The sequence below is a fragment of the Azospirillum thiophilum genome, from assembly GCF_001305595.1.
GTDB classification, from domain to species: Bacteria; Pseudomonadota; Alphaproteobacteria; order Azospirillales; family Azospirillaceae; genus Azospirillum; species Azospirillum thiophilum.
Window position 1 is genome coordinate 1,706,430 of the sequence record NZ_CP012401.1, and the last position, 12,179, is coordinate 1,718,608.

The following is a 12,179-nucleotide window of genomic DNA, read 5'->3' on the forward strand; positions in this document are numbered from 1 at the left end:
TGAATAAGGACGCTACCAAGACATGTCACACTTCGTGGACGGTGCGAATGATCGGCACAGCCGCATCATCATCGTCAGCTTTAATTGCGCCGACTTCGTCAACCGCGTCATTGGCTGCCTGCTCGACCAGACCGATCCCGCTTTCGAGGTCGTGATCGTCGACAATGCGTCGAAGGACGTCGACGGCATCGCCTTGCCCGCCGACCCGCGTTTCCGCATGATCCGGATGGACAGCAATGTCGGGTTCGCCAAGGCGAACAACGTCGGCGCCGCCGGCGCTACCGTTCCCTGGATCGTGACGTTGAACCCCGACGCCTTTCCGCGCCGCGACTGGATGGAGCGGCTGCAGACTGCCGCGCATGCGCAGCCGGACGTGGCGATGTTCGGTTCGACCCAGCTGTTCTCGCACGATCCCCGCATGGTGGACGGGGAGGGCGACCAGTATTCCATCTTCGGCTTCGCCTGGCGGGTCAATTATCGCCGCATGCTGAAGCCGCCCTACTACAGCGGTGCGGTCTTCTCGCCCTGCGCCGCCGCCGCCATGTACCGGCGCGACCACTACGAAGCCGTCGGCGGCTTCGACGAGGATTTCTTCTGCTATTGCGAGGATGTCGACCTCGGCTTCCGCATCCGGCTGCGCGGCGCTCCGGCGGTCCAGGTCGGCGACGCGGTGGTCGAGCATGTCAGCAGCGGGGTGTCCAAGCAGTACGGAACCTTCGCCCAGTATCACGGCGTCCGCAATCTGGTGTGGACCATGGTGAAGAACATGCCGCTGCCGTTGCTGCCGCTGGCGTTCTTCGGCCATTCGCTGCTGGTGGTCTATCTGGTCTTCCGCAGCCTGGGCAGCGGGCGCACCGGTGCCATCGGCCGCGGCATCCGCGACGCGCTTTGCGGCCTGCCGCGCATGATCGCCAAGCGCCGCGCCATCCAGCGCGACCGCAAGGCCAGCTTGTGGCAGGTCGCCCGCATGATCGCCTGGAACCCGCTGTTGCTGAAGACGCGTGGCAGGCCGGGGCTGCGCAAGGCGCACCCGTCAGATCAGCCGCCAGCCGTGGGTATTGAAAAAGCGTAGGGCCGAGCGCGCGAACATCCGGATGTGCGCGCCGCCCTTGCGTGCTGCCTTGCCGCCGAAATGCACCATGCGCACGTCGGGCACATAGGCGATCTCGCCCATCGCCATCGCCCGGCGCGACAGGTCGAAATCCTCGAAATACAGGAAATAGCCGTCGTCGAAGCCGCCCAGCAGGGCCAGCGCGTCGCGCCGGAACAGCATGAAGGCGCCGCTGACCTGCTCCAGCCCGGTGACGACGGCGTCGCCGGTGACGTCGCGCATCTCGTAGCGGTCCAGCCGCGCTGCGAACATCCGCTTCACCGCTGCCGGCGCGAAGGCGCGCAAGGCCAGATCCAGCACGGTCGGCCGGCGCTTGCACAGGAACTCCTGCTCCCCCGACGGGCCGAACACCTTGGGTGTCAGCAGCACGGTGCGCGGATGCGCCTCCATGTAGCGCCAGCCGGCCAGCAGCGCGTCCGGCTCCAGCAGGATGTCGTAGTTGAGGATCAGGTGATAGGGCGCGTCGCCCCGCCGGATCGCCAGATTGTGCCCCGCGCCATAGCCGACATTGCCCTGGCCGGCGATCAGCGTCGCGGGCGGCCGTCCCCCCTCGGCATAACGGTCCAGCAGCGCCCGGAATGGGTTTGGGGCGCTGCCGCCCAGGGGCGCGCCGTTGTCGATCACCCACAGCCGCGTCTGCACGCCGGTTTCTTCCGCCAGCCGGTCGGCGGCGGCTCCGATGGTGTCGAGCGAGCGGGCCAGCAGGTCCGGATCGGGGTGATAGAGGACGACCGACAGGTCGAGAAGTGCGGTCATGATGGGTCAGGCCTTCGACATGCGGGTCAGCGTCACCAGCAGCAGCGCCACCGTGACGGCGCCGGGCGCCAGCGTCCAGGCGCCGAACGCGCCGGCGGCCAGCGCGGCGGCGACCAGAACCAGGCTGTAGGCGATGATGGTCAGCACCACGCGGTCGTGCCGGCCGACGCCCTTGGCGGCCTTCTGATAGAAATGCTCGCGATGGGCCTGCCAGATCTTCTCGCCGCGCAGCAGCCGGCGCAGCAGGGTGATGGTGGCGTCGGTCAGGTAATAGGCGGGCAGGATCAGCGCCGCGGCCCAGTCGCCCCGCGCCGCCAGCGACGCCAGCAGGAAGGCCAGGATATGGCCGAGCGGGATGCTGCCGACATCGCCCATGAACATGCGGGCCGGCCGCCAATTGTGGGTGAGGAAGCCGGCCGCCGCTCCGGCCAGCGCCGCGCCCGCCGTGCCGGTCAGCCCGAAATCCGCCGTGGCCAGCGACACCAGCGCCACGCCGCCGCCGACCAGGACGGTTTCGCTGCCGGCCAGCCCGTCGATCCCGTCCATGAAATTGTAGAGGTTGACGAACCACAGCCACAGGAAGGCGGTCGCCGCCCGGTCGAGCCCCCAGGGCAGCCAGCCTTGCCACACCATCTGATCGGCCGGCAGAGCCAGCAGCCCGAAGGCCACCGCCAGCGCCTGCACCACCAGCCGCAGCAGCGGCGACAGCGCGCGCCGGTCGTCCATCCACGACACGCCCATCAGCGCCAGCGTGCCCAGCAGCACGGCCCCGGTCTCCAGCGGCTTGCCGAAGGCGATCCCGGCGGCGGCGAAGACCGGAACGACCGTCAGCATCACCGCCCAGCCGCCGCCGCGCGGGGTCGGCGCCTGATGGCTCGACCGTTCGTTCGGGATGTCCATGATTTGGCGGGCCAGCAGGTATCGCAGCACCCGCGTCGACAGATACCAGCCGGTGGCCAGACACAGCAGGAAGACAACGGTCAGCACGGTCGAATAGGCGGTGGAGGTCATGGCGGCCCAGCTGCGAGGACGGGGATGGGACGGGTCAGAGCTTGTGGTAGCCCTTGTACCACTCGACGAAGCGGGGCAGGCCGACCTCGATCGGGGTTTTCGGCTCGAAGCCGAGGATTTCGCGGCTCAGCTCGATGTCGGCGGCGGTTTCCTGCACGTCGCCGGCCTGCATCGGCTCCATCGCCTTGACCGCCTCCCGGCCCAGCGCCCGTTCCAGCACGGCGATGAAATGCATCAGCTCCTCGCAACGGTTGTTGCCGAGGTTGAACAGCCGGTGCGGGGCGCCGGTCTCCGCATCGACGGGCGCGGGACGGTCGAGCGCGGCCAGCACGCCGGCGACGATGTCGTCGATATAGGTGAAGTCGCGCTTCATCCGGCCGCCGTTGAAGACGCGGATCGGCCGGCCGGCGGTGATGGCGTCGGCGAACAACCAGGTCGCCATGTCCGGACGGCTCCACGGGCCGTAGACCGTGAAGAAGCGCAGGCCGGTCATCGGCAGCCGGTAGAGGTGGCTGTAGGTGAAGGCCAGCATCTCCGCCGCCTTCTTGGTGGCGGCATAGACCGACACCGGGCTGTCGACCCGGTCCTCCACCGAGAAGGGCATCTTGCGGTTGGCGCCATAGACCGACGAGGTCGAGGCATAGACGAAATGCCGGAGCTCCGGCATCCGCCGCGCCGCCTCCAGCAGCGTCACCTGTCCGGTGACGTTGGCGTCGACATAGGCGTAGGGGTTCTCGATGGAATAGCGCACGCCCGGCTGCGCCGCCAGATGGACCACGCCCGTCACGTCGGCGAACTGCGGCCACAGCCCCTCGACGGCCGCCCGGTCGGAGATGTCGGCCTTGACGAAGCGGAAGCCGGGCCGGTCCAGCAGCCGGGCCAGCCGTGCCTCCTTCAGCGCCACCGAATAATAGTCGTTCAGGTTGTCGAGGCCGAGCACGTCCTCTCCCCGGTCCAGCAACGCCGCGGCGACGTGCGATCCGATGAAGCCGGCGGCGCCGGTGACTAGGATGGTCATGGTCGGGGCCTCTCTGCCGATGGTCCGCCGGTCTTATGCCCCAGCGGCGACCGGGGCGCCAGCCTCCTTCCCATGCTTGCCGCCCGGCGGTTCGCATGCTTGACAGCCGCTCGGCCCTGCCGGTCTACTGCGCGACCGCGACACAGGCGACAAGCCACCACCAGGACCGATGGGACCATTCCGATGCCCCCGAAGAAGAATCCGCTGAACCTGAACCCGCTGCAACTGCGCACCCTGACCCTGCTGCAGGAGCTTGCCCGGCTGGAGAACAAGCCGGCGGAGGACGAGGAGGGCGGCTTCCAGATCACCGCCCTGCCGCATGCCCATGGCAACCACTTCCACGTCGGCCATGCCGTCGTCGCCACCAAGGATGCCACCGGCCTGCAGAACGATGCGGTCTGGACCATCCTGGAGCGCAAGGGCATCGTCAAGCGCACCCCCGGTGCCGCGATCCTGACCGCCACCGGCGTCGCCTATGAGACCGGTCTGCGCGACCAGATCCTGCATCATTCCGACCACTGAGCCCGCGGGGCGGAGCCGCGCCGATGGACGATACCGCGGAAAGTATGAAGCCCCCGCCGGCTCCGCCAAAGCCAAAGCCGGCGGGTGGGCGTGACGACCGTCTCGCCGCCCGCCTGCGCGAGAATCTGCGCAAGCGCAAGGAACAGGCCCGGCAACGGGAGAAGGAGGAGGGCTAGCCCTCCTCCATGGCGTCTCCCTTGGCGTCCTGTGGCGTGGAGCGGAACGCTCAGCCCAGCGCCTTCCTGAACCAGATCTGCCGGTGCCCCGGCGGGTATCCCTCCATCTCCGCCCACACCTCGTAGCCTTGCTTCGGATAGAAGCCGGGGGCCTGGAAGTCGTAGGTGTAGAGCCGGGACCAGCGGCAGCCGCGTGCCCGCGCCTCCGCTTCCGCCGCGTCCAGCAGCCGTCCGCCGAGACCGCTGCCGCGCGTGGATTCGTCGACCCACAGCAGGTCGACATACAGCCAGTCCCAGTTGGTGTAGCCGACCAGCCCGCCCTTCAGCGTGCCGTCCGGCGCGCGGGCCGCCGCCACCAGGTCGCGGCGGTCGTAGGCGCGGCCGAGCGACGCCTCGTTGTAGGCGCGCAGGCCGTCATAGACGCCGGCCAGATCGGCCGGGGCGGGGGTGTCCGTCACGGACAGGGTGAGGCTTCGGTTCATGGCGGCCGAGCTTAGTGCCCGCGGCGGCGAAGACCAGCGCCGTGATAAAGAGCCGACCATGCGTGCCGAGCGGCCTTCGTTTCCTTGAGCCTTGCCGCGCGCTCGGCTACAAACCAGCCTTCACGACCCACCCTCCAATCGATACGCCAAGGAGTACCCCCGCGATGGGCATCATGCCGGACAGCTGGATCCGCGAGATGGCCGAGACCAAGGGCATGATCGAACCCTTCGTCGAGACCCAGAAGCGCGAAGGCGTGATCTCCTACGGCGTGTCGTCCTACGGCTACGACGCCCGGGTCGCCGACGAGTTCAAGATCTTCACCAATGTCGACAATGCCATCGTCGATCCCAAGCGCTTCGACGACTCGAGCTTCGTCGACCGCAAGACCGACGTCTGCATCATCCCGCCCAACAGCTTCGCGCTGGCCCGCACGGTGGAGTATTTCCGCATCCCGCGCGACGTGCTGGTGATCTGCCTTGGCAAGAGCACCTATGCGCGCTGCGGCCTGATCGTGAACGTCACCCCGCTGGAGCCGGAGTGGGAGGGGCATGTCACGCTGGAGATCTCCAACACCACCCCGCTGCCCGCCAAGGTCTATGCGAACGAGGGGCTGTGCCAGTTCCTGTTCCTGAAGGGCGACAGCGTGTGCGATGTGTCCTACGCCGACAAGGCCGGCAAATACATGGGACAGAAGGGCGTCACGCTGCCCCGTCTCTGATCCGTCATCGTACCGGCGCCCTTCAACCGGCGTCCTTGACACAGCGTATCCGCGAAAGAAACAGGTCCATGGACAAGATCCGCATCCGCGGCGGCCGCCCGCTGAACGGCTCCATCACGGTCGGTGGGGCCAAGAACGCCGCACTGCCGCTGATGACGGCGTCGCTGCTCACCGACGAGACGCTGACGCTGACCAACCTGCCGATCCTGGCGGACATCAACACGCTGTGCAACCTGCTGCTGCAGCATGGCGTGGCGATCCACATGGCGGGTGCCGGCGGAGACTGCGCCGGCCGTGCCGTGGACTTCACCGCGCGCGACATCACCAACACCACCGCCCCCTACGATCTGGTGCGCAAGATGCGCGCCAGCGTCCTGGTGCTGGGGCCGCTGCTGGCCCGCTGCGGCGAGGCCAAGGTGTCGCTGCCCGGCGGCTGCGCCATCGGCGCGCGTCCGGTCGACCTGCACATCAAGGGCCTGGAGGCGATGGGCGCCGACATCCGGATCGATGCCGGCTACATCGTCGCCAAGGCCCCGGCCGGCGGCCTGCGCGGTGCGGAATACGTCTTCCCCAAGGTGTCGGTCGGCGCTACCGAGAATCTGCTGATGGCGGCCACCCTGGCCAAGGGCACCACCATCCTGGTCAATGCCGCGCGCGAGCCGGAGGTCACCGACCTTGCCGAATGCCTGGTCAAAATGGGGGCTAAGATCACCGGCATCGGCACCGACCGGCTGGTGATCGAGGGCGTCGACCGGCTGCATGCCGCCCGCCACATGGTGGTGGCCGACCGCATCGAGACCGGCACCTATGCCATGGCCGCGGCGATCACCGGCGGCCGTCTTGACATCCTGAACACCAAGCTCGATCTGATCAAGGCGGCGGTCAAGGCGCTGGCCCCGGCCGGCGTCGCCTTCGAGGAGATCGAGAACGGGATCCGCGTGTCGCGCGCCAACGGCGAACTGCATGGCGTCGATGTGATGACCGAGCCGTTCCCGGGTTTCCCCACCGACCTTCAGGCCCAGATGATGGCCCTGATGTGCACGGCGACGGGTGCGGCGATGATCACCGAGACGATCTTCGAGAACCGCTTCATGCATGCGCCGGAGCTGACGCGCATGGGTGCGCGGATCACCGTCCACGGCTCGTCGGCGCTGGTGCGCGGCGTGGAGCGGCTGACCGGGGCGCCCGTCATGGCGACCGACCTGCGCGCCTCGGTGTCGCTTGTGCTCGCCGGGCTGGCGGCGGAGGGGGAGACGACGGTCAACCGCGTGTACCACCTCGACCGAGGCTATGAGCGGGTTGAGGAGAAGCTGGCCGCCTGCGGTGCGGAGATCGAGCGCATCCATGGCGGAGACGAATAAGGAGCGGTGACGAACAAGGGGGACGGCCCGTCCTTTCGCCGTCCCTGTGGTTGACCTTTCGCGGGAGGTGCCTCGAACCATGACGGCCATGAGCCCGATCCGCCTGCGGGCGGAGGACGAAGAGGATCTGAAGGTCGTTTCCGCCTGTCTGCAGGACGCCATCCTGCCGGTCGGCGACATGTGTTTCCTGCCCGACGAGAAACGGTTCGTCATGGTCGTCAACCGTTTCCGCTGGGAGGCGGCCGACCGGCCGCGTCCCGGCCCCGCCGCCGACGATGATGATCTCGCCCCCTACGAACGGGTCCATTGCGGCTTGCGGGTCGAGGGGGTGACGGGCGCCAAACTGCGCGGCTTCGACCTGAAGGATCGCCGGCAGATCCTGGAGTTGTTGTCGCTGGAGACGGTAGAGGGCGGAATCGCCCTGCATTTCGCCGGCGGCGGCTGCATCCGGCTCGACGGGCCGTCCTGGCGCATGGTGGTCGAGGATCTGGGCGAACCCTGGCCCACCAGCTGCAAGCCCTGCCACCCCGACGAGGCCATCTGAAGTCCTGACAGTCCTCCTAACAGGCCGGATCAGCGCTCCGCGACCTGCGTATCGGTGTGCAGGCGGCGGATCACGTCCTGTGCCGTCTTCTTGTAGGTGACGGTGTCCACATCCTCGCCCGGCGACAATTGCGAGCGGTGGACGGTGAAGAAGCGGTGGCCGACGTCCAGCATGCCGCTGGCCTCGACCAGTACGGCGTCGCCCTTGCCGTTGGTGGCGGGGGAAACGGAAACGATCTGCCCGAGCTCTTCGCCGAGCAGTCCCGTCACTTCGATGCCGACGAGGTCGTCAGCGGCACGCGGATCGGCCGCCAGGGCCGACTCGGCATGAACGAAGGGCAGGGTCGCCGCCAGCGCAAGGCTGGCCAACATGGTCTGGAACCGCATGATTTGGGCTCCCATCGCTGATGTGTGGCTCGTATGTCACAATCAACATGGGAATTGCGGAACGGTTCCCAGGGAACCATCCAGGGGTAATCCGGTTGCTGCGGTCAGGCGAACAGCGAAGGAGAACCCTCATGACCCAGACATTGAACGGCAAGACCGTGGCCGTGCTCGCCACCGACGGTTTCGAGCAGGTCGAGTTGACCGAGCCGGTGAAGGCGCTCCGCGATGCCGGCGCCACCGTGCATGTGGTCGCCCCCAAGGACGGCCGGATCCAGGGCTGGAATCACCATGACCGTGGCGACAAGGTCGATGTCGATGTGGTGCTCGATCGGGCCGATGCGGCCGGTTACGACGCGCTGCTGCTGCCCGGCGGTGTGATCAATCCCGATGCGTTGCGGCTCGAGCCGAAGGCGATCGAGTTCGTGAAGAGCTTCGTCCAGTCGGGCCGGCCCATCGCCGCGATCTGCCACGGTCCCTGGACGCTTATCGACGCGGGTGGCGTGCGCGGCAAGCGCATGACCTCATGGCCGTCGCTCCAGACCGACCTGCGCAATGCGGGCGCCGATTGGGTGGACGAACAGGTGGTCACCGACCACGGGCTGGTCACGTCCCGCAAGCCCGACGACATTCCGGCCTTCTGCCGCAAGATGATCGAGGAGTTCGCCGAAGGCCGCCACGCCGGCCACCGCCACGCGGCGGAGTAGGGACCGTTCTTGCCCCCTCCCTAACCCTCCCCCGCTTGTCAGCGGTGGAGGGGACCGGTGTGGCTTTCGCAACTCTCTCCCTCTCCCGCGAAGCGGGGGAGGGAAGGGGCCCATGCGCAAGCATGGGAAGGGAGGGGGATTCCCCGTCGCGATTAGTCCCTACGCCGTGACCAGCGGCGACAGGCCATTCTGGATCGCCCACACGGCGGCCTGCGTGCGGTTCTGTGCGTTGATCTTCCGCATCACGTTCTTGAAATGCATCTTCACGGTCGATTCCGTGATGTGCAGGTTGCGCGCGATGGCCTTGTTCGACTGGCCGGCAAGCAGGCAGCGCAGGATCTGCACCTCTCGTTTCGACAAATCGCCGCTCGGCGGCATCGTGATCGGCGTCGGGCTGAGCGGGCGCTCGTTGACAGCCGCCATCAGGAGGCCGGCGACATTGGTGGGGTAGACCACCTCGCCCAGCATGACCAGCCGCAGGGAGCGCAGCAGGCTCTCGCTGGACATGCTCTTGTTCAGATAGGCGTCGGCGCCTGCCTTCAGCGACTGCGACAGGCTGCGGTCGGCGATGGTGTCGGCCAGCACGACGATCCGCGCCGAGGTGCCCTCGCGCAGTCGCCGGATGCCGGCGATCTCCTCCGGCATGCCGTCCTGCAGGGCGAGCACGATCAGGTCGGGCCGGTCGCCCTCCGCAATGAGGTCCAGCGCGTCGTCGGCACTGGCCGCGTGGGCGCTGACCCGGAAAGGGCCGCCGCCGATCAACGTCGCCAGGGCCGCCGAGAACAGGCGGTCATGGTCAACCAGCATCACATTCCATGTCTTCATCGATCATCCTCCGCTGGGCCACCCTTTGCCGGGCGGCGGCGATCCCCCCTTGGTCCGTTCCCGAAGACTCCAGGCAAAGGACCGGCCCGTCTGGGCCGGTCCACCGGACTCCGAACATAAAAATTAGAACAATATTGTTCGGAACAGCGGGCTTTACGCTTCATGCCGGGATGATTTATACGGTTCATTAACCAACGGCGCAAGGTGAGAACAAGAAAGTCACAGCCAATAGATTAGATTTTTCAGGAAATTGAACGGAGATTCGTTCATTCGATATTTAGGGGTAGGCGCGCCATAGAGCGGCGCGAATGAACCGCTTTCGCATCGGGGCTTTTTGGTGTTCTTGGCCCTTCTGAAAAGTGGTCCGCTGACAATAAGGGGACACGATGGAGTTCGAGCTTCAAGCGCGCGGCGGTTCGCGTAGCGCGGGCAATCCTACGAGGATTTTTCTGGTGGTCGACGAACAGCCGATGGTCCGCCACGGCTTCGCCCTGTCCATCGGCGAACTCTGTCCGGATGCGCGTGTGCTGGAGGCCGGGTCGCTGGAAGACGCGCTGGATGTCGGCCGCCATACTTCCGGACTGGCCCTGGTCCTGTACGATCCCGGCCCGCCGCGTCCCGGCGACGCCGAGACGGGCGGCGTGCTGGCCGGGCTGGGCCGCCTGAGGGAGACGTTGGGCGAGGTGCCGATCCTGATCCTGACCAACTCCGACGAGGTGGCGGACATCGTCGACAGCGTCCGCATGGGCGCCCGTGGCTATGTGCTGAAGACCAGCCCGCCGGAGGTGCTGGAGCACGCCATCTCGCTGGCGCTCAGCGGCGAGATCTTCCTGCCGCTGCCGCGGGCGGTGCTGAACGGCACGCTGGCCGACGGGCCGCGCGGCAACGACGACATCCTGGATCGCCTGACCGACCGCCAGCGCGACGTCTTCGAGCTGCTGCTGGCCGGCCATTCCAACAAGGAGATCGCCCGCGGCCTCGGCGTGCTGGAAGGCACGGTGAAGGTCCATGTCCGCGCCATCATGCAGAAGCTGGGCGTGCGCAACCGCACCCAGGTGGCGGTGGTCGCCGCGCGCAACGGCTGTTTCTCCGGGGAGGGGGAGGGCTGACCCGGGCGGGGTCGCAGGATCGGCACTCCGAACCCCGCATTGCACAACCGGCCCCGCTTCCGGCAGACTGGCCCCCGCATCATCCGAGGGGGAGCGGGGCGCATTGGATCAGGCGGTGACGGCCGGCAGGCTCGAGGACGCGGTACGGGAACCGGGACGCGAGGAAAAGAAGGTCGCCGTGCATGGCGCCGCGACCGTCCGGTTCGACCGTCGCCATGGCGAGACGCGCTTGGCGACGCTCTATCATCACGACCCGCTGCGGGTGCTGATGCCGACGCCGCGCCGCGGCGACCTGCCCATCGCGGTGCTCGCCACCACCTCGGGTGGGATGGTCGGCGGCGACCGGATGGACGTCGCGCTGTCGGCCGGGCCGGGGGCCAGGGCGCTTGTCACCACCCAGGCGGCGGAGAAGGTCTACCGGTCCACCGGCGCGGACTGCCGCATCGACACCGTGGTGACGGTGGAGGACGGCGCGTGGCTGGAATGGCTGCCGCAGGAGGCCATCGTCTTCGAGGGCTCGCGCCTGCGCCGGCTGACCCGGCTCGACCTGTCGGGCGACGGGCGCGCGATCGCCGGCGAGATGCTGGTCTTCGGCCGCGCCGCCTTCGGCGAGACGGTGACCCGCGGCCTGATCCGCGACGCCTGGGAGGTCGCCCGCGACGGCCGGCTGATCTGGGCCGACGCGCTGCATCTGGACGATGACATCGGCGAGGCTCTCGCCCACCCCGCCGGCTTCGGCGGGGCCGCTGCCTGCGCCACGCTGCTGCACGCGGCGATCGACGCCGCCCGCCATCTCGACGCCATCCGCGCACTGGCCGAGCCGCTCTCCCTGGAGGGCGCGCGCATCGGCGCCACCGCGCTGGACGGCCTGCTGGTCGTCCGCATCCTGGGCGGCGACGCCCGCGCCGTGCGCCGCGCCTATGCCGCGCTGTGGTCGGGCCTGCGCGCCGAGACAGCCGGCCTGCCGACCCGGCTGCCGCGGCTGTGGGAGGTGTGAGCGCCGCGCCCAAGCCCGACGCCCAATTGTTTCAATCGGCTACGTCATACGACGCACTTGGCGCACCGCGTCATCGTGGCATAATCGCCGCCGGCCGGCAGGCAAGATGCCGGCGACGAACAGGGCGGCGAAAGGGCAATCCCCCGATGAACCTGACAGGGCGCGAGAAGGACAAGCTGCTCGTCGCGATGGCGGCGATGGTGGCACGGCGGCGGCTGGAGCGCGGCGTCAAGCTCAACCATCCGGAGGCGGTCGCCCTCATCACCGATTACGTGGTCGAGGGTGCGCGCGACGGCCGCACGGTGGCCGAGCTGATGCGCGACGGCGCCACCGTCCTGACCCGAGAGCAGGTGATGGAGGGCATCCCCGAGATGATCCACGACATCCAGGTCGAGGCGACCTTCCCCGACGGCACCAAGCTCGTCACCGTCCACCAGCCGATCCGTTGAGGGAACAGT

Annotated in this window: 16 protein-coding genes; 10 read left to right on the top strand and 6 right to left on the bottom strand. The window is 68.0% G+C overall.

What is annotated here, in order from left to right; genetic code table 11:
• The first annotated feature begins 22 nt into the window (after positions 1–22).
• On the top strand, positions 23–1,072 hold the full coding sequence (locus tag AL072_RS07910) for a glycosyltransferase family 2 protein (RefSeq protein WP_045580794.1): 1,050 nt from the start codon (positions 23–25) through the stop codon (positions 1,070–1,072).
• Here the strand turns inward: AL072_RS07910 and AL072_RS07915 are convergent.
• Genes AL072_RS07915 through AL072_RS07925 form a run of 3 tightly spaced genes read right to left on the bottom strand, consistent with a single transcriptional unit; the run spans position 1,034 to position 3,896 of the window.
• Complete coding sequence (locus tag AL072_RS07915) at positions 1,034–1,867, bottom strand: glycosyltransferase family 2 protein (RefSeq protein ID WP_045580793.1); 834 nt, start codon at positions 1,865–1,867, stop codon at positions 1,034–1,036. The genes AL072_RS07910 and AL072_RS07915 overlap by 39 nt on opposite strands.
• 6 nt (positions 1,868–1,873) lie before the next feature.
• Entirely contained in the window at positions 1,874–2,878 is a 1,005-nt protein-coding gene (locus AL072_RS07920) for an MraY family glycosyltransferase (protein ID WP_045580792.1), read from the bottom strand.
• A 34-nt stretch (positions 2,879–2,912) separates the two neighbouring features.
• A complete protein-coding gene (locus AL072_RS07925; RefSeq protein WP_045580791.1) occupies positions 2,913–3,896 on the bottom strand; it encodes an SDR family NAD(P)-dependent oxidoreductase in 984 nt (327 codons plus the stop codon).
• 183 nt (positions 3,897–4,079) lie between these two features.
• On the opposite strand from AL072_RS07925, the gene AL072_RS07930 reads away from it, so the two are divergent.
• Entirely contained in the window at positions 4,080–4,418 is a 339-nt protein-coding gene (locus AL072_RS07930; RefSeq protein WP_045580790.1) for a hypothetical protein, read from the top strand.
• A gap of 44 nt (positions 4,419–4,462) precedes the next feature.
• Positions 4,463–4,594, top strand: coding sequence for a hypothetical protein (locus AL072_RS35960; protein WP_281178618.1), 132 nt, complete (start codon positions 4,463–4,465; stop codon positions 4,592–4,594).
• 50 nt (positions 4,595–4,644) lie between these two features.
• On the opposite strand, the gene AL072_RS07935 is transcribed toward AL072_RS35960, so the two are convergent.
• Complete coding sequence (locus tag AL072_RS07935) at positions 4,645–5,076, bottom strand: GNAT family N-acetyltransferase (protein ID WP_052709905.1); 432 nt, start codon at positions 5,074–5,076, stop codon at positions 4,645–4,647.
• A gap of 164 nt (positions 5,077–5,240) precedes the next feature.
• Here AL072_RS07935 and dcd point away from each other — a divergent pair, with 164 nt between their 5' ends.
• The 3 genes from dcd to AL072_RS07950 all read left to right on the top strand — a co-directional run bounded on the left by dcd (position 5,241) and on the right by AL072_RS07950 (position 7,700).
• Positions 5,241–5,795, top strand: coding sequence for a dCTP deaminase (dcd, locus tag AL072_RS07940; RefSeq protein WP_012974761.1), 555 nt, complete (start codon positions 5,241–5,243; stop codon positions 5,793–5,795).
• Positions 5,796–5,863: 68 nt separating this feature from the next.
• A complete protein-coding gene (murA, locus tag AL072_RS07945) occupies positions 5,864–7,156 on the top strand; it encodes a UDP-N-acetylglucosamine 1-carboxyvinyltransferase (RefSeq protein WP_045580789.1) in 1,293 nt (430 codons plus the stop codon).
• A gap of 79 nt (positions 7,157–7,235) precedes the next feature.
• The gene (locus tag AL072_RS07950) at positions 7,236–7,700 is read left to right on the top strand and encodes a DUF2948 family protein (RefSeq protein ID WP_052709904.1); all 465 of its coding nucleotides are present in this window, start codon (positions 7,236–7,238) and stop codon (positions 7,698–7,700) included.
• A 29-nt stretch (positions 7,701–7,729) separates the two neighbouring features.
• Here the strand turns inward: AL072_RS07950 and AL072_RS07955 are convergent, their stop codons facing one another.
• Positions 7,730–8,086 carry a hypothetical protein gene (locus AL072_RS07955; RefSeq protein WP_045580788.1) on the bottom strand — a complete coding sequence of 119 codons (357 nt, stop codon included), beginning with the start codon at positions 8,084–8,086 and terminating at the stop codon, positions 7,730–7,732.
• 131 nt (positions 8,087–8,217) lie between these two features.
• Between AL072_RS07955 and AL072_RS07960 the strand changes: the two genes are divergently transcribed.
• Complete coding sequence (locus AL072_RS07960) at positions 8,218–8,790, top strand: type 1 glutamine amidotransferase domain-containing protein (RefSeq protein WP_045580787.1); 573 nt, start codon at positions 8,218–8,220, stop codon at positions 8,788–8,790.
• A gap of 159 nt (positions 8,791–8,949) precedes the next feature.
• Here the strand turns inward: AL072_RS07960 and AL072_RS07965 are convergent, their stop codons facing one another.
• Positions 8,950–9,615, bottom strand: a complete 666-nt coding sequence (locus tag AL072_RS07965; protein ID WP_045580786.1) for a LuxR C-terminal-related transcriptional regulator — start codon at positions 9,613–9,615, stop codon at positions 8,950–8,952.
• Positions 9,616–10,067: 452 nt separating this feature from the next.
• Here AL072_RS07965 and AL072_RS35280 point away from each other — a divergent pair, with 452 nt between their 5' ends.
• The 3 genes from AL072_RS35280 (at position 10,068) to AL072_RS07980 (ending at position 12,170) form a co-directional block, all read left to right on the top strand.
• Positions 10,068–10,724 (top strand): LuxR C-terminal-related transcriptional regulator, encoded by a 657-nt coding sequence (locus AL072_RS35280; RefSeq protein WP_245636625.1) that lies wholly within the window; start codon positions 10,068–10,070, stop codon positions 10,722–10,724.
• 115 nt (positions 10,725–10,839) lie between these two features.
• Positions 10,840–11,721 carry an urease accessory protein UreD gene (locus tag AL072_RS07975; RefSeq protein ID WP_052710024.1) on the top strand — a complete coding sequence of 294 codons (882 nt, stop codon included), beginning with the start codon at positions 10,840–10,842 and terminating at the stop codon, positions 11,719–11,721.
• A 146-nt stretch (positions 11,722–11,867) separates the two neighbouring features.
• On the top strand, positions 11,868–12,170 hold the full coding sequence (locus AL072_RS07980) for an urease subunit gamma (protein WP_045580783.1): 303 nt from the start codon (positions 11,868–11,870) through the stop codon (positions 12,168–12,170).
• Positions 12,171–12,179 lie beyond the last annotated feature (9 nt).